General features: G+C 40.5%; 19 protein-coding genes. 2 read left to right on the forward strand and 17 right to left on the reverse strand.

From position 1 onward, the window contains the following. Positions 1-20: 20 nt before the first annotated feature. From SMI_RS08260 to SMI_RS08320, 13 genes are all read right to left on the reverse strand, one after another. Positions 21-1,634: a ribonuclease Y gene (locus tag SMI_RS08260; protein WP_000404934.1), complete on the reverse strand. Its 1,614-nt coding sequence runs from the start codon at positions 1,632-1,634 to the stop codon at positions 21-23. A gap of 134 nt (positions 1,635-1,768) precedes the next feature. Next, positions 1,769-3,376 carry a P-loop NTPase fold protein gene (locus tag SMI_RS08265; RefSeq protein WP_231840206.1) on the reverse strand — a complete coding sequence of 536 codons (1,608 nt, stop codon included), beginning with the start codon at positions 3,374-3,376 and terminating at the stop codon, positions 1,769-1,771. Positions 3,377-3,648: 272 nt separating this feature from the next. Then, a complete protein-coding gene (locus SMI_RS08270) occupies positions 3,649-4,746 on the reverse strand; it encodes a nucleotidyltransferase (protein ID WP_000156390.1) in 1,098 nt (365 codons plus the stop codon). 9 nt (positions 4,747-4,755) lie between these two features. Continuing rightward, positions 4,756-5,496 (reverse strand): class I SAM-dependent methyltransferase, encoded by a 741-nt coding sequence (locus SMI_RS08275; RefSeq protein WP_343287572.1) that lies wholly within the window; start codon positions 5,494-5,496, stop codon positions 4,756-4,758. Between the two features lie 159 nt (positions 5,497-5,655). Then, positions 5,656-5,958: a ribosome silencing factor gene (rsfS, locus tag SMI_RS08280; RefSeq protein WP_001003015.1), complete on the reverse strand. Its 303-nt coding sequence runs from the start codon at positions 5,956-5,958 to the stop codon at positions 5,656-5,658. 11 nt (positions 5,959-5,969) lie between these two features. Then, on the reverse strand, positions 5,970-6,470 hold the full coding sequence (locus SMI_RS08285) for a cysteine hydrolase family protein (RefSeq protein WP_000844694.1): 501 nt from the start codon (positions 6,468-6,470) through the stop codon (positions 5,970-5,972). Beyond that, positions 6,471-7,064 (reverse strand): bis(5'-nucleosyl)-tetraphosphatase (symmetrical) YqeK, encoded by a 594-nt coding sequence (gene yqeK / locus SMI_RS08290; protein WP_000331228.1) that lies wholly within the window; start codon positions 7,062-7,064, stop codon positions 6,471-6,473. Then, entirely contained in the window at positions 7,064-7,693 is a 630-nt protein-coding gene (locus SMI_RS08295; RefSeq protein WP_000963718.1) for a nicotinate-nucleotide adenylyltransferase, read from the reverse strand. The genes yqeK and SMI_RS08295 overlap by 1 nt, the downstream gene beginning before the upstream one ends. A gap of 51 nt (positions 7,694-7,744) precedes the next feature. Continuing rightward, positions 7,745-8,056 (reverse strand): ribosome assembly RNA-binding protein YhbY, encoded by a 312-nt coding sequence (gene yhbY / locus SMI_RS08300; RefSeq protein WP_000060169.1) that lies wholly within the window; start codon positions 8,054-8,056, stop codon positions 7,745-7,747. A 212-nt stretch (positions 8,057-8,268) separates the two neighbouring features. Continuing rightward, positions 8,269-9,375 (reverse strand): ribosome biogenesis GTPase YqeH, encoded by a 1,107-nt coding sequence (yqeH, locus tag SMI_RS08305; RefSeq protein ID WP_000391188.1) that lies wholly within the window; start codon positions 9,373-9,375, stop codon positions 8,269-8,271. Between the two features lie 2 nt (positions 9,376-9,377). After that, a complete protein-coding gene (locus SMI_RS08310; RefSeq protein ID WP_000963733.1) occupies positions 9,378-9,905 on the reverse strand; it encodes a YqeG family HAD IIIA-type phosphatase in 528 nt (175 codons plus the stop codon). A 16-nt stretch (positions 9,906-9,921) separates the two neighbouring features. Then, entirely contained in the window at positions 9,922-10,827 is a 906-nt protein-coding gene (locus SMI_RS08315) for a magnesium transporter CorA family protein (protein WP_000242268.1), read from the reverse strand. A 57-nt stretch (positions 10,828-10,884) separates the two neighbouring features. Then, a complete protein-coding gene (locus SMI_RS08320; RefSeq protein WP_001154850.1) occupies positions 10,885-11,445 on the reverse strand; it encodes a mechanosensitive ion channel family protein in 561 nt (186 codons plus the stop codon). A gap of 151 nt (positions 11,446-11,596) precedes the next feature. On the opposite strand from SMI_RS08320, the gene sstT reads away from it, so the two are divergent. After that, on the forward strand, positions 11,597-12,802 hold the full coding sequence (gene sstT / locus SMI_RS08325; protein WP_000733360.1) for a serine/threonine transporter SstT: 1,206 nt from the start codon (positions 11,597-11,599) through the stop codon (positions 12,800-12,802). 66 nt (positions 12,803-12,868) lie between these two features. Then, positions 12,869-13,822: an aromatic acid exporter family protein gene (locus tag SMI_RS08330; protein ID WP_000028163.1), complete on the forward strand. Its 954-nt coding sequence runs from the start codon at positions 12,869-12,871 to the stop codon at positions 13,820-13,822. A 202-nt stretch (positions 13,823-14,024) separates the two neighbouring features. Here the strand turns inward: SMI_RS08330 and asp5 are convergent, their stop codons facing one another. The 4 genes from asp5 to gtfA are packed head-to-tail and all read right to left on the reverse strand — an operon-like array spanning position 14,025 to position 17,276. Continuing rightward, complete coding sequence (gene asp5, locus SMI_RS08335; protein ID WP_000569973.1) at positions 14,025-14,249, reverse strand: accessory Sec system protein Asp5; 225 nt, start codon at positions 14,247-14,249, stop codon at positions 14,025-14,027. Between the two features lie 4 nt (positions 14,250-14,253). Further along, positions 14,254-14,433, reverse strand: a complete 180-nt coding sequence (gene asp4 / locus SMI_RS08340) for an accessory Sec system protein Asp4 (protein ID WP_001278706.1) — start codon at positions 14,431-14,433, stop codon at positions 14,254-14,256. A 1-nt stretch (position 14,434) separates the two neighbouring features. Beyond that, a complete protein-coding gene (gtfB, locus tag SMI_RS08345; RefSeq protein WP_000571763.1) occupies positions 14,435-15,772 on the reverse strand; it encodes an accessory Sec system glycosylation chaperone GtfB in 1,338 nt (445 codons plus the stop codon). Continuing rightward, positions 15,765-17,276, reverse strand: coding sequence for an accessory Sec system glycosyltransferase GtfA (gene gtfA, locus SMI_RS08350; RefSeq protein ID WP_000158445.1), 1,512 nt, complete (start codon positions 17,274-17,276; stop codon positions 15,765-15,767). Before gtfA ends, gtfB begins: the two co-directional genes overlap by 8 nt. Positions 17,277-17,285 lie beyond the last annotated feature (9 nt).

Below are 17,285 nucleotides of genomic sequence, written 5' to 3' on the forward strand. Positions count from 1 at the left end.
ATTCTGACCTCAGTTTTTTATTATTTAGCATAATCTACTGCACGAAGCTCGCGAATCACGGTTACCTTGATATTTCCTGGGTAATCGAGATTGTTTTCAATTTTTTCACGAACTTTATGAGCCAAGATTGTGACTTTGTCGTCCTTGATTTGTCCTGGATTGACCATGATACGGATTTCACGTCCTGCTTGAAGGGCAAAGCTATTTTGTACCCCTTCAAAGCCGTTAGCAATTTCTTCCAAATCATGGAGACGCTTGATGTAGCTTTCAAGAGACTCACTACGAGCTCCTGGACGGGCTGCACTCAAGGCATCTGCCGCAGCGACGATCACTGCAATGACGCTCTCAGCTTCAACATCACCGTGGTGACTAGCAATCGTATTGACCACAACTGGGTGTTCCTTATACTTACGAGCCAATTCCATACCGATTTCAACGTGGCTACCTTCAACCTCGCGGTCAATAGCTTTCCCGATATCGTGAAGGAATCCAGCACGACGAGCAAGAGCCGCATTTTCACCAAGTTCGCTCGCCATGATACCAGCCAACTTAGCAACCTCAATCGAATGGCGCAAGACATTTTGTCCATATGAAGTACGGAACTGCAAGCGACCCATGATTTTCATCAAGTCTGGATGAAGGTTTGGCGCCCCAATTTCATAGGCAGCAGCCTCACCGTATTCACGGATCTTATTGTCAATCTCTTGACGGTTTTTCTCAACCAACTCTTCGATACGAGCTGGATGAATACGACCATCTTTGAGCAACATTTCCATAGTCATACGGGCAATCTCACGACGAATCGGATCAAATCCTGACAAGGTCACCACTTCTGGTGTATCGTCGATAATCACATCGACCCCTGTCAAACTTTCAAAGGTACGAATGTTACGACCTTCACGACCAATAATGCGTCCCTTCATAGTATCATCTGGCAGATGAACCGTTGAGTTTGTTGACTCCGCCACATATTCACCAGCAATACGTTGCATAGCTTGAACTAAGATGTCCTTGGCCATTTTGTCAGAACGTTCCTTGACCTCTTGCTCAGCTTCGCGAATGCGGCTAGCAATCTCCTTGGTCAAGTTTTCCTCTGTCTGTGCCAAGATAATATCTCGTGCTTCTGCCTGAGACAGGGCACCAATACGCTCTAACTCTGCTTCTTTTTGTCTTTCGACTTCCTCTAATTGCTCTTCACGCGCATCAAGGTTTTTCGCTCTATCAGAAATACTTTGTTCTTTTTGTTCAAGTGTTTGTTCTTTACTCGTCAAATTGTCGTCCTTGCGGTCGAGGCTAGTAGCTCTCTCTGTCAAACGACTTTCGATTTGTTTGAGTTCTTGACGTTCTGATTTGAATTCAGCGTCCACTTCTTCACGGTATTTTCTGGCTTCTTCTTTGGCCTCCAATAGTGCTTCTTTTTTAAGAGACTTGCTTTCACGCTTGGCTTCATTAACAAGTAAATCTGCTTCACGCTCAGCTTGTCCACGTAAATTAGTTGCTTCTTGTTCAGCATTTAAAAGCATCAACTCCGCAGCTTCCTGAGATGATTTCATCTTAGCTGAGATGCTGACATATCCAATGACTAAACCAATGATGACGGCAAAAACAGCAATCGCAAGCGACATGATTTCCATGTTTTTACCTCATTTTATTGTTATTCCGAATGACATACATTCCTTTACATTCTACCATAAAAAAGTGATTTTCACAAACCTAAAATGAAGAGTGTCTATTAAAAGTTAGACAAAGAGCCATCTACTTTTAAACTCTATTGTATTAAATTATCTAGTGGAATATCATTAATTGTAATTTGTCTTCTTGATTCCAAAGGTAGATATTTTTTTATAAAGTTCTGATATTCTGGATCTTCTAATTTCTCTATGTTATTAATTCGATAATCATCTTTTATATTCTTATCTACAACATCATAGTATATTTCAACTAGACTCTCCTCTATTTCATAACTAGAATGATTATAGTTACTATAAAATACCTTCTTAGTTTTTTTTGATAAAAATAAATTTCTTAGCCCTATCTTCCATAAACACGATAAAAGTTGAGAAAGATAGGCCTTTTTCTTATTATATAATTTTCTATCTACGTTCGAAAAACCATATGAAATTGCTATAAGATCCTCAATATTAAAATCTACAATCTTTGCTAACATTTCAAAATGAAAATATCCGTCAGACTCAAATAACTTGTCATACTTATCTATCCCATTAAGATACATATAACATTCAAAAAAGAATACTAGAATACTATCAGTTTCTTTCCAACCATCCATCCACCCGATAATGTAGTCTGCTTTCTTCTTATTATCAGTTATATTTGAAAGTTCTTCTAATGACTTCTGGAACTCTCTTAAACTTGGTTTTTTTACTCCTGAATCATTATTTTTATCTTGTACAACTCTCTCATCTATATCTACATAATAAATTTTAAAAACGAATGATAGAATAAGCCCAAGATAATCATTCTTCAACTTACTTTTTTCCAAAATGTTATCTATGACTTCTTCTGTAGATACCATTTGATTTTGATTTAGCTTAAATTTATTATCAATAAGATTCTCCTTTGTTGACTTAATTTCCTCACTATTTAATATTACAATAATTTTAAACTTTTTATTTTCAGAAAGATAGTCAATGTACCCTAATAAATCATTATAATCTGCAGGGTTATCGGAAGAGTTAGCAGATTTCCCTGTATATGAAACTCGTTCAAAATCATCAAAAATAATGATAGAATCTTGCTTCATCAAATCCGTTCCAACTGTTTTAAAGAACCATTTAAAAACTCCTCCAATAAGTGGAATAAAGTCTAAGTTTCCGAGTATTGATTGCTTTTCTATTTCATTGATCAATATTTTCTCGGCTTGCTCTCTTGTTTTGATCCCAAAGCAGGAAATATAATAGATTTCTTTCTTTTTGTAAATTTGATTTTCAAAAAACGTCTTTATAAAAAATGTTTTCCCACTCCCCCAAGAACCATCCAGCCAAAAGACATTATGAATAGAATCTGGAGTATTTAAAAACTCCACTAGATGAGTTTGATAAGGATAGTCATCCAAATCATATTCCGGAAATAGCTCCGGATCCAGTTTTTTATAACTAACTTTTTTAAAAATTATATCTAAAAACCAGAACAGTATTGTTGGTATAGTCAGTGCTAACAATATTATTACACGATTCATATACAAAATCGAAACAATATCTTTTAAAAAATTATAATTAGATACAAATTTATAGATAGGTAAAGCAAAGCGTTTAAATTGTTCAATCTCAAGTGCGAGATACAGTACCCATATACTGGCTATAAATATTTTGTACCATTCTACAATTCTAACATTACTACTCCATGATGGTCTTTTCAATAGATATTTCAATAATTTGAAATTCATAAAAAAATTAAGAATCCTCGTCATTATATTTTTCATATATCTCCCTTTTAATCTATGTTATCATGATTATACCACAAAATGATAAGCATAAAACGGATTCAAGGGACAAGAATTGTAATTGCTATACTAAATTTCTTTACTGAGTTTTTGTCTTTTGTATTAGGGATTCTGTCATTTTCCAAAAAATTTTATCTTAAACTTACTCACAAAAATTTAAAAAATAAAAAGTCCACCTTTCAGTAGACTTAGTTTATTTCTATTCTAATCGGCACTCTTCCAAAATTCTGCTCTGCTATACTTGGATTTCCCAGTTGGTAAATCTGGTCTACCTTTTGAGTCATGGCATCCCAGGGTTCTTTGCCAATTCGGCTGACTAGATTGACCTGCCCTTTCAGAGACTTGAGGTGTTGTCTGCCTTTTTCGGTAAAGCCAAGGACATGAATGGCTTCTGGCAAATTACTTTCTCTTGCCTGCACTAAGATATAGGTCAAAAGGCGTCTGACACGCGCCTTGGTGTAACGTTTGGTAGTCACTAACTCGACCAATTCTTCCACAAACTGGGCTGTTTTAATAGCTTCATTAATGCGCACAGCCATTTCTTGATTGACCTGATAGATGGTAGTTAGGTCGGGATTTGACAAGATTTGATAGCGGAGTAAAGAAAAATAGTCATCCCATCTCACCTTACTGGCCTGCTCAAAGAGGGAAACAGAAGGCATAAAGCGTTCTAAGAAATCTTGGTCTGACTGGTACTGACGGAGGGCTGTCGCCGAGGCAAAGTCCACATCCTTATCCACAGAATGGTAACCTGCGCCCTGACGTTGAATCGGATGCAGCTTGATGTTTCGTCCAGCAACCGCCTTGACATAGGCCAGAGCAAGAACATGATTGGGCGTATTGCCTGAAAAATCAAGACCTGCAAATTCCTTCCACATGGCTTGGGTTTTCTGTGGATAGGAAAGAGAATCAGGCAGGTTTTCCACAAATTTCTCCATCTCAGCCCCCTGCTCTGTGTATAAGTCAGCGATTTTCTGGTAATTTAGAATTTCCTCCGTCCCAAAAGCGAGGCTATCAATACCCAACCTAGCCAAGATATCCACAGCTCCTTGGCCGAAGAAATCTGCTGCCTGAACACTGACTAAAAAGGGCAATTCTACTACCAAGTCTGCGCCATTTTCCAGTGCCATCTGAGCACGTGTCCACTTATCCACGATAGCAGGTTCTCCACGCTGCATGAAATTCCCTGACATAGCCACGATTTTCAGCCCCTCAGCCTGATTTAGCAGGTATTTATGCCCATTATGAAAGGGATTAAACTCCGCGATAATACCTGTGATGGTCATGCTAATCTCCTACTTCTGCGCCACAAAAAACCAACGGGTGCTGGTTTCTGTTGGCTCCTTGTCTTCAAAGTCCGCATAGAGTTTGAAGGACTTAAAACCGGCCTGTTCCAGCAAAATATCATAGGTCAAGACCTCATAAGTCCGCTCCTCATGCACTTCATCGTGGCGACTAAAGGACCCATCCTCTTCCTTGATAAAGAAAGTCAACTCATGCACGATGGAGTGAGGAGCTTCGTCCTCGTAGGTATCCCAGAGCATTGCAAAATCTTCCGCATTTTCATGGTAAGAATAGCCTGTAAAGACCTCATCTGTCTGGTAGATCGAATGCACATCAAAGATGAAAACTCCATCTTCATTAAGTGCATTATACACTTCCTTAAAAACATCCCCTACTTCCACCTCATCCTGCATGTAGCAGATTGAGTCCGAATAACAAGTGACAAAATCATATTGACCTGCCTTGGACAAATCCAGCATATTGCCTTCAATAAAGTCAATCTTTTGTTTGGCTGAAGAAGCTCTCTTTTCAGCAATCTTCAACATATCCCCACTCAAGTCAAGTCCAGTCACATCAAAACCAGATTGAGAAAAGCGGACAGACTGGATGCCTGTCCCACAAGCCAATTCCAAGAGTTTCTTTCTCTCCTTGGTCTTAGGCAAGTGACGCAGAGAAAAATCCGTCCATTTGTCGTATAAACTATCATCCATCACAGCATCGTAAACAGCCGCAAAGGTTTCATAAGTCGCCATAATCATGATACCAAGAGCCTCCATGGCAAACACCACTCGCTCTTCACCTTTCCATCAATTTTCTAAAATAAGCAAAGAAACCCAGTTGACTGCAACTGAGTTCATCTTCTAAGCAAGAGTTTCTGAAATATCTACTGAATTCGCCTCATGCCATAGCTTTTATAGGTTATAGTGGGCACGCATTTCTTCTGAGAAGATATGCACGACAACAGCACCGAGGTCCAGCAAGACCCAGCCTCCCGCTGCATCGCCTTCGATATGGCTGCCTTTAAAGCCTGCTTGAGCTACTTTTTCACGGATATTATCAGCGATAGCGTCCAACTGACGGCTATTCATTGAGCTAGTGATAACAAAGTAATCCGTCACGCTAGTCAAATCTTGTACGTCAAGTGCGAGGATATCCTCCGCACGTTTCTCATCAGCCGCTTTCACGACTAGTTCTAGTAATTCTTTTTCGTTCATTTAGTCCTCTTTTAAAAAATATTTTTATAATCTAGGACATCTGCAAAGCGATTCTCCCAAATGCCCTCATAAAATTCATTTATCGTTTCTGCTGGAATGTCATCCCCATCAAAGGTTGTGACAGCACCTTCTGGAATAATCAGCTGATAGCCATATTCAAAGGCAACCTTGACAGAGGTATCCACACAATATTCTGTCTGCATGCCACATAAAACTAATTTTTCAATCCCCTGTTTATCCAAGTATTCTTTTAAGCCAGTTTCTTTGAAAATACTATTATACTTCTTCTGAAAGACCTTTTCATCAGATTTTCGATTTAAAAGCGCAGATAACTGCCAATCTTCTGATGTTTGAGCTTCAGAGTTCTCAATATGTTGAACATAGATAATTTCAATATTCTTGCTTCTAGCCTGATTTTGTAAATAAGAAATTTTTTCCAATAGACTTTTTGTCTGGAACCCAGTTTCCACTAAAATATTCTGAACATCAATGATTATAAAAGCCGTCTTCATTTAGTCCTCTTTCAAATAGTGCACAAAGGCGTTATAGGTTTCAAGGGTTTGGGGATAGATAGGGAATCCCTGATGAGCCAGATGCTCCACAGTGCGAGCTGTTTCGTAGGCCACCGCCTTATTAAGCGATAGACTTGCAATCTCACGCGCCACATCCACCCCTGGAAAGGCACGATTATGCTCTATATAGTCTGCGACGTAGATAACCTTATCAAGATCAGTCATCTGATCCGCCCCAACTGTATGGATTTCAATAGCTCGCAAGATTTCTGAATCATGCAAATCCAGGTCTTCTTGAATCTTGTATATACCAACCATGCCATGCCAGACATTATTGCCCCAGTTTTTGAGGTCAGGGTCTAGCTGATAACGGCCAATCAAGTCTAGAAATTCCTGATTTGACAGCTTTTTAGCATAGTCATGAAGAAGGCCTGCTAGGCCTGCTTTCTCGGTATCGACTCCAAATCGCTGAGCCAATTCTATGGCTGCACGCTCCACACCCAAGCAATGGGTTAAACGTTTTTCAGGTAGAAGCTCTGCCATTTTTTCCAACAAAGCCTCGCGAGAGCAATTGATATAGTCTTGGTATGCCATCAGTAAAGCCCCTCCTTCTCGATATAGTCTAGTACAGGCTGAGGCAGGAGAAAGTTGGGTTTCCGACCTTGGACAAGGAAGTCACGCACCATGCTAGACGAGATATCCATGAGAGGCACATCCACCCAGATAACTGGATAAGAAGTTCCAGCCTTGTAGCGTGGGCGCTGAACTCCCACAAACTGAACCATATCTACCAGTTCATCAATTCGGTACCACTTAGGCAGATAGTCCACCATATCGGCACCGATGATAAAGTAATAATCCGTATCTGGATTCTTCTCTGTTAAAATCTTCATGGTGTCGTAGGTATAGGAAATACCCTTGCGCTCTAACTCGATTGTTTCAATGGATAGACCTTCAATTCCCTCAATCGCCAACTCAAGCATCTTGAGACGGTGATGTTCAGGGATGGTTTCCTTTTTATCTACGTGAGGGGGTTGATATTCCGGCATGAGCAAGACTTGATCCAGTCCTAACTGCTGGCGTACTTGGTCCGCAACAACCAGATGGGCATTGTGAACAGGGTTAAAATTCCCCCCTAAAATCCCGACTTGTTTGCGTTTTTTCTCCTTGATTTCTGGCTCCAACTCTACCTTGGTAAAGGGAGTCAATAGTTCGATTGCCATAGGCTAGTCTCCTTTATTTCTCTGTAAAAACAGTTGTTTGGAGTATGGGGGTTAAATTTCTTTGACTTTTTTAGAAATCTTGCGATTTTCTTTCTTGCTGGATTGTTTAAACAAAATCAAAATTCGTCCGATTTTTTGGACTGTGTCCACACCGATTTCTTCTTCCAAAATTTCAGCTACTTCGTGGATATTTTCATCGGTGTTTTGCAAAAGAGTCACCTTGATCAATTCACGGGCATCAAGAGCTTGACGGACGCTGGTTTTGATTTGGTCGTTGAGTCCATTTTTTCCGATTTGGATGATGGGTTTGAGAGTGTGTGCCTGGCTGTTGAGGAAGGCACGTTGTTTTGATGTTAATGACATAATATTCTTCCTTGTTTTTTGATAGTTATTTTAGGTGGTGAGGGACGGTCGGAACTAATTTCCCAAAGATCTCATCTTTGAAAAATGGATTTCCTGACCTCACAATTGAGCCTTGGTCTCAATTGTGCCCCTTGCCAATCTATCGATTGGCAAGACACCACGGCAATAACTATCTTTTTATGAGCTCACTTTGTTCGCTCAGCCATTTTATTTTAAATTATTGCTTTTCGTGTGACGACGGCGACATCTTCTGGTGCCCAGACGGCGACTTTGGCTGTGCCTGTTACGCGAATCCAGCCGAGTCCAGAGATAACTAGGTCTGTCTTATCCTTGATGGTAAATACATGCTGAACTAGTTTTGGAAAATCTTCCTTTTCCTTGCTATTTGGTGGTGTCAGAAGAGTTCCTAGGTGCTTATCATAAAATGCACTAGCGCCTTCAAGCTTAGTACGATGGAGTTTCAATTCGTTGTCAAAAAAGGCAGTGAAACCTTGTTTTTCTCCTGATATAAAGTCAAAACGTCCGAGACCACCTAAAAATAGGGTTTGTTCAGGATTAAGCTGATAGGTTTTAGGCTTGATTTCCTTTTTAGGGCTGACATACTTGAGGTTTTTAGCCGTCAAGTAGTGGGCCATCTGGTGACGGTGGATAATCCCCGGCGTATCGTAAATATAAGATCCGTCGTCAAGCGGAATCTCGATTTTGTCCAAGGTTGTCCCTGGGAAGCGCGAAGTCGTAATGACATTCTGATCACCCGTGATTTCTTGGATAATGGCATTGATAAGGGTTGATTTTCCAACGTTGGTTACACCGACCACATAGACATCACGGCCCTTACGGTAGTGTTCAATCTTGTCAATGACTTCCTTAATGGCATGTTTGTTTTGTGCCGAAGTTAGGACGACATCAACAGGACGAAGACCTTCTTCGTGGGCACGTTCCATGAGCCACTGGCTAATCTTACCTGGTTTAACTGACTTAGGCAGAATATCCTTTTTATTTCCCACCAAGAGGACATCATTGCCTGATACAAAACGTGGCAAGCCCGGGATGACAGAGCCATTAAAATCAAAGATATCAATGACATTGACCACCAAGGCATCACTGTCTCCCACCTCGTGCAAGAGCTTGAGGAAATCATCGTCCGTCAATTGGACATCCGTGATTTCATTGTAGTGGCGGAGACGGAAACAACGTTGGCAATAAACTTCGCCAGTTTCCAAACCTTTTTCAAGTGCCGACTGGGGGGTAAAACCAAGACCAGCCTTATCTGTCGTCTGAATGGTTGCTCCACAACCAATACAGAGAATTTCTTCCATAGTTAAATTCCTTTTTTATATGTAATCGGTCCGTACTTTTCAGTGATTTTTCGCATCACACGACGCTCACGAGCTCGGTTAATCTGCGTTTTGATCGAGTCATGTTGGACCAAGGGTTTGACTAAAATCGAGCGAATGCCTGCACGGTGGGCTGCTCGTATATCTGTCATGAGCTGGTCGCCAACCATGACCACTTCACTTTTCTCATAATGAAATTCCTTCATGGCACGGTCAATCCCAAATGTAAAGGGCTTCAGAGCCCAATAAACGTAGTCAATCCCAAATTTCTCAACTGCTCGTTGAACGCGTTTTTTGGTGTTATTTGAGACCACGATGATGCGAATGCCCGCGTCTCGAAGGTCATGTAGCCATTGCTTCATCTCTGGTGTTCCGTCAGGATTATTCCAAGCAATGAGGGTATTGTCCAAATCGACCAAAACAGCCTTGATTCCATGCGCCTGCAGGCTTGGGACTGTCAGATCATAGACTGCTTCCACAGCAAAATCTGGCATGTAATTTTCAATCGCCATTCTGGCTCCTTCTCTTTTATTTTCTAGTAATTTTCTTCAGCCATTGAGATAAGGCTGCCCATAAAATCAAGCTAGCCATTAAGATATAAATCCAAGCATTTGGCTCTTCTGTAAATGGTAGAGGAACATTCATTCCGAAGAAACCTGTAATAACCGCAAGTACTGCTAGTAAGACGGAGACAATAGTCAAAATTGTCAAACTATCATTCAAGTTATTGTTTAGGATGTTGTTGTAAGAAGCTGAGAGTTGTTGCAAGACTTGAGAAATCAAGTCTGTCATAGACACCAACTGATGGGCTTCAATCATGGCATCATCAAACTGCTCTCGTTCGACATCATTAAATCTCCGATAAAGAGCATGGCCCTGGATATGTTCCAAGAGGAGTCGATTTTGTTTTGCTGCTGCTGTCAAGTAAACCATACCAGTCTCCAAGTCAGAGAGGGCGAAGAGATTTTTCTTTGTTGTAGTTTGACGTAGCAAGGCACTAATTTCGTCCTTACTTTTATCCATCTCTTCAATGACAGGATAATAAGCGTTACTGATAATCTCTAAACCAGCAAAGAGAAACTTGTAAATAGAAAGCGACTCATGGCTATCCAGATAAGCTGACATCTGATCAATGACATAAGCATTCTTATGGTTGCTGATGGTAATCATTCGTTGTCTTTCGACGATAAAGGTCATGGGAATCGCTTCATAATATTCTTTGTCTTTTTCTAAATCAAGAACATTATAAATAAAGGTTACCGTCTCCGTTTCACGGTTATAATCCATATGAGCTCGTTCATTTCTATCCAGAGCATACTCAATGGTTTCCTTGTCCAATCCATAGATGTCAGAAAGATCTTCCATATTTTTAATCTTATCCACATCAAGGTCTATCCAGGTACAACCATTGCCCAACTGCTTTTCTAAAACCATCTTTTCTCCTTTATTAAACTCTTTCTATTGTACCACAAATTACTTAAAATAACAGGTCTAGTCTGTGCGTGAGAGATTGCTGACGACGGTGATATTCCGATTGGGAACGAAGTGCAGAACCTGATCTTCTCCTCTGAGTTGCGTTGTTCGAATGCCGACACTGACGACCTTTCCCGATACAGTAATAGGACCATTTGTCAAAACAACTTCATCTCCCACATCTAGTTGACGTTCAAAGAGGATGAAAAAGCCATTGATGACATCAGATAGAAAGCCTTGGGCTCCCATCCCAATAGCCACCCCAGCAATCCCAGCTCCAGCAAGCAAACTAGAAACTGGCAAACCCAATATCGACAAAATGCAGTAAAGCAAAAAGAAATAAAGGGTATAATTAAACACATTCTCTAATAAACGTGAAATGGTTTTCTGACGCCCGACATCATGACGAGACATTTTTAGAGAAGGTTTAACAATTCTCTGCACCATGGTATGGAGCAATTTCTTAGCTATATAAAAGATCAAAAATAAGAATAAAAGAGAAAGTAGCTTGGTTAAGATATTCTCGATAATCGCTGTAATATCAAGTTTATTGAGATAGGTTTGAATAAATTCTTGCATAGAAAACTCCTTTCATTTATTATACCATACTTTCACAAGTGATGAATCTCCATAAATATTCAAAAATAATAGCCAAAATAGACAGAAAATTCTTGATTTTAGCTCATATTTATACTATAATCATAAACATTACACAACTAAGGAGGTTATTATGAAAAAACTCATTCATACTTGGAATAAGGCAAGCCTAATCAAACGGATTTTGATTGGTATGCTTATTGGAGGAACCCTAGGACTGACACTTCCTAACATTTCAGGAATTGGTTTACTTGGAGATCTCTTTGTTGGTGGCCTCAAAGCCATCGCACCTATTCTAGTCTTTGCCCTCGTTGCTAACGCTCTTTCCCAACATCAAAAAGGACAAGATAGCAACATGAAAACGGTTATCTTCCTTTACTTGGTGGGAACCTTTGCCGCTGCCCTTATCGCTGTCCTAGCGAGCTTCATTGTCCCTGTTGAGATTACCTTGAATAGTGCCAATACAGAAATTACACCACCAGATGGAATTGGCCAGGTCCTCAGTAACCTCTTGCTTAAACTCGTAGACAACCCTGTCAATGCCCTCGTTACTGCTAACTACATTGGAATCCTATCTTGGGCAGTTGTTTTCGGAATTGCTATGAGAGAAGCCAGCAAAAATAGTAAAGAATTGTTGAACACCATAGCTGATGTGACTTCCAAGATTGTTGAATGGATCATCAACCTAGCACCATTTGGAATCCTAGGCCTTGTCTTTAAAACTATCTCTGATAAGGGAATCGGCAGTCTAGCCAACTATGGAATCTTGCTTGCCCTCTTGGTGACAACCATGTTCTTTGTCGCTCTGGTTGTCAATCCATTGATTGCCTTTCTCTTTATGAAGAGAAATCCTTATCCACTCGTTTGGAAATGTTTGCGTGTCAGCGGTGTGACAGCCTTCTTCACTCGTAGTTCTGCGGCGAACATCCCTGTCAACATGAAACTTTGTCACGACCTTGGACTAGATCCAGATACCTATTCGGTTTCTATCCCCCTTGGCTCTACTATCAATATGGCCGGGGCAGCGATTACCATTAATGTTCTAACCCTTGCTGCAGTAAATACTTTGGGAATCCCTGTTGACTTTGCGACAGCCTTTGTCCTTAGTGTGGTAGCAGCAATCTCAGCCTGTGGTGCTTCTGGTATTGCCGGAGGATCCCTCCTTCTTATCCCAGTTGCTTGTAGTCTTTTTGGTATTTCTAACGATATTGCCATGCAAGTTGTTGGGGTTGGATTTGTGATTGGGGTCATCCAAGATTCATGTGAAACAGCTCTCAACTCTTCTACTGACGTCCTCTTTACTGCTGTTGCAGAATACGCAGCAGCCCGTAAAAAATAACACATAAAGACAAGCCTACTCAGGTCTTGTCTTTTCAACTTTTATCTAACTTACTAGGAAATTCTTATGTCTATTAGCCAACGTACGACCAAGCTCATCTTAGCTACCTGTCTTGCCTGCTTTCTTGCTTATTTTCTCAATCTCTCCTCAGCTGTTTCAGCTGGAATCATCGCCCTCTTGAGCCTATCCGATACCCGTAGAAGTACCTTAAAACTGGCCCGCAATCGCCTCTTTTCCATGCTTCTAGCTTTGGTTATCGGAGTTCTGGCTTTTCACTTGAGCGGATTTCATATCTGGAGCCTTGGCCTCTATCTAGCCCTTTATGTGCCTCTAGCCTACAAGATGGGCTGGGAAATTGGTATCACACCAAGTAGCGTTTTGGTTAGCCATCTCTTGGTGCAAGAGTCAACCTCTCCAGACCTCCTAGTCAACGAATGCCTTCTCTTTGCTATCGGTACAGGATTTGCTTTACTGGTCAATCTCTACATGCCTTCACGAGAAGAGAAAATTCATCGCTACCACACATTGGTAGAAGAAAAGTTAAAAGATATTCTCCAGCGCTTCAAATATTATTTATCCAGAGGGGACGGACGCAACCGAGCACAGTTGGTTAAAGAATTGGACACCCTTTTGGAAGAAGCCCTCAGACTGGTCTATTTGGATCACTCAGACCACCTCTTTCACCAGACTGATTACCATATTCACTACTTTGAGATGAGACAGCGACAAAGTCGCATTCTGCGAAATATGGCCCAGCAAATCAATACCTGTCACCTAGCTGCCAGTGAGAGCCTGATTTTGGCCCAACTCTTTTCAAAAATTGCAGGTCAACTGAGCCAGACCAATCCTGCTTCTGATTTACTAGATGAAATTGAACGCTATCTAGAAGTCTTCCGCAACCGCAGTCTGCCCAAGACAAGAGAAGAATTTGAAACCCGCGCCACGCTCCTCCAACTCCTACGTGAAGCCAAAACCTTCATCCAAGTAAAAGTTGATTTTTACCAAAAATATGGACAGTAATACTCTTCGAAAATCTCTTCAAACTACGACAACTTCACCTTGTCGTAGGTATGGTTACTGACTTCGTCAGTCTTATCTACAACCTCAAAACGGTATTTTGAGCAGCCTGCGGCTAGCTTCCTAGTTTGCTCTTTGATTTTCATTGAGTATAAAAAAGAAAACTTCAGACCAATCACAAAAGGTGAATATCTGAAGTTTTCTTTTATTTGTAAGTTATTACCATAAAGGCTAATAGTAAAACGAATAAAGCCAAACTCACCAATAAAGTAAGAACCTTGACCAAGGTATTGCTCTGCCAGTAGCTTGGTTTACCAATATTACTGGTCGCATCCATTGAAAATAGTTGATTTTGACGGGGTTGTATAGTTACCAATACAATCAAAGCGAGAGAGAGGACAATAGCTAAAACAATCAGTATTTCAATCATAGACCTACCTCAAAATTCCCAACAAAGTAAAGAGCAAACCAATCAGAATCATTAAACCCAAGATGAGTGAAAAAGTCTTACTAATCTTTTCACCTCGGGTTTCTTTTTCTTTCTTGATCGGTTTTTGTTTCAACTCTTCCATACGACCTTCAATATCTTTGTAAAATAAATCTTCATCTGACATGTTAGCCTCCTAAAACAGTTTGCATGGTTTCCTGATATCGTACCAAGTCAACATAATTTGCATGTTGGCCTTGCTTCCCAAGCGCCAGACTCATTTGTTCAACATCTGAAAGAGCCAGTTTAATGGTCTCAACCAAAGCAGAAACTTCACTACTTTCAAACAAATGTTCTGGAGCGATATAAAGTCTATTGTGCACTGTCTGATTAAATCCAAGAATCAAGAGATTGTGTTCAAAGGCCTGACGTACTGCCTGCAACAACTCATTGCTATGGTTTATATCCAAATAAATATCCGACAATTGATAGAGCTCCTGAATCTTCTGTGGACTAGCATTCTGGTAAAGGACCACATTAGGATAGCGAAGCATGTCTAAGAGCCTAGAAGACATCTCAGTCACCGCTGCAATGCGGAAAGTGACATCAGGCAAGGCATCTACAATTGCTTCCACTTGCTCAATCTGATCGGAATTAGTCAAGATTAAGGCATCTCGTCTTAGGAAATTATCGCGTTTAAACTGGTAATGGTAACCCAAGTGCACAAACTGATCATGGTATTTCTCGTCAGTCAACTCTAAAGCGCGCTCATAAGTCGCCTTGTTGGGAATAATGATTTTCTTAGTACGCACATCATCGCTTTCCAAAATCAACTGCATATTGCCTGGAATGGCATCATAGAGAGGTTCCTGCCAAACCAAAACATCTGATCCAGACTTATCTGGATGATGGAAGGAAACCAAGAAAGCAGTCGCTAAGGTATTAAAGACAATCTGATGCTTATCTAGCTCCAAATCTTGTAAAAAGAAGGTGAGAAATTCTACTCGATTGGTAAAGTAACGCATGGACTGACCAGGTAAGGTCAATAAGATATCACCCGTCACATGGTTTTCAAGTAACACCTCCTGACCATTGACATCTTGGTAAACCGTCATCACCGGCTCACTATCTGCGCTATAGGTCGTTGTAGCAAAGCAAGCTCCAAAGCGATTGTAATGATCAACTTGGCGTACTCTGCCTTCCAAGTCTTTCCAATCTACCTGTTTAACCAAACGCGCCTGCATTCCATCAGCATAATGAATGACAGCCCTCTCCTGTGTCATATCCTCAATACGAGCAGACTGATTATTTCCTGAAATTTCCCAAAAAGCTGGAACAGATACTTGATTAAAATAAAGAGGTTTTCCCTTTTCATATCCAAGATAATAAGTAAAAGGAGATACCAGACCATCAGGCAGAAAACCATCTGCATCGATGACCACTCCAAGTTGAGAAAGACCAGTAGCTACTAGGCTTTCATGTAAATCTCGACTTTCCTGACTGTAACGATCATAAAGTTCAATCATGGAGCACCTCCTCTACTGCTTTTTTCCACTTTTCTAAAATTTCTTCGGTTAAGAAGCCTTCTGCAATTTGATAAGAATGGGTACGCATAGCTTCCAAACGATTTTCTTGATACAATTGACAAATCTTAGTTGAAAAAGCTTGCTTGATTTGGTCTTCTACATGGTCAGATGAACTTGGAATCAGATAACCATTTTGCCCATCCTCTATAAAAGTCTGATTACCATAAGGCACATCAAAACCGATGAGAGGGAGACCTGAACCAATAGCTTCCATCAAGGTCAAACCAAAGCCTTCGCTGGTTGAAGCCGTCAAGTAGACTTCATACTGGCTATAAATCTGCGAAAGTTCCGCATGTCCCTTGAGTTGGATATAATCCTCAGCCTGATGAGTTGCAATAATATCTCTAAGCAGAGAATCCTCTCCACCACTACCATAAATATCAAAGGTTAATTTAGGGATTTCCTTGCGAGCTTCAATGACCGCCTTGACCAACCAGTCAATGTGTTTTTCTTTGGCAAGACGCGAAGCCGTAATCAATGAAAATGGCTTGCGCCCTTGACTTGACTCAGTCAAGGAATCAATACTACCAACAGGAATGGTAACAATCTTTGGTTGATGCTGGGTGTATTTGGCAAATTGCTCTTGTAACACTTCATTCTGTCTGTCAGTTGACACGATAAAGAAGTCAACCTTATCCGCATTGGTAAACTGATAGTCATAATAGTTGTTCCAGAGGATGTAATCCCCATTTGTAGCATTTTCACTATAATGCTCCGCGTGAACGACTACCGCTAAATGCGCTGCCTGTGCTTCCTCAAACACAACCTGTCCAATACCTGTCTCTCTATCCAGAATGACTAAATCAGACTTGTTCAAATTCAAGGATTTCATAAAAGCACGCATGAAGGCTGGCTTTCCATAGAAAATCTTATCCTTAAAACGGTAAACTTCTTCCTTTCCTTGATTCATCAAGATATCATAGGCCGGAGTCCCGTCTTCATTGTAAAAAGTTCGTTGGTATAACGCTGCAACATTGTCCTTGGGAGCAAAGTATTCGCTACAATAACGCGTATAAGAAAAGTAATCCTTCCGAATCAAGTTCCCCTTAAATACATACTCCACATGTTGAACCAAGTCCTTGTCCTCATCAACCAAATAACAGGTGACAAACTTATCTTGGTCAGCAAAGAAGATACGCAAAACCTTGCCATTCTTTTCTCTACAACTTTCAACACCATCAAAAGTAGCCAAGACATCAGCCACTGTTACACTAGTCGGTGCAATCTTGATATCTGTGAAATGATTATAAAGCCAAATCACTTGCTCATCATCAAAACCAATATTGGCTGTCAGATGCTGAATATTATCAGCTAGAATCATATCTGTAAAGATAAATTTAGAGTGTAAATTCAAACTTCGAAAAATACCGGCACGATAGGCCTGAGCATATTCTACACCGCTACTGGCCCAGCCAATTCCTAAATTTATATTGTAAATTGTCATATTGTCTCC

Source organism: Streptococcus mitis B6, from assembly GCF_000027165.1.
GTDB lineage: Bacteria > Bacillota > Bacilli > Lactobacillales > Streptococcaceae > Streptococcus > Streptococcus mitis_AR.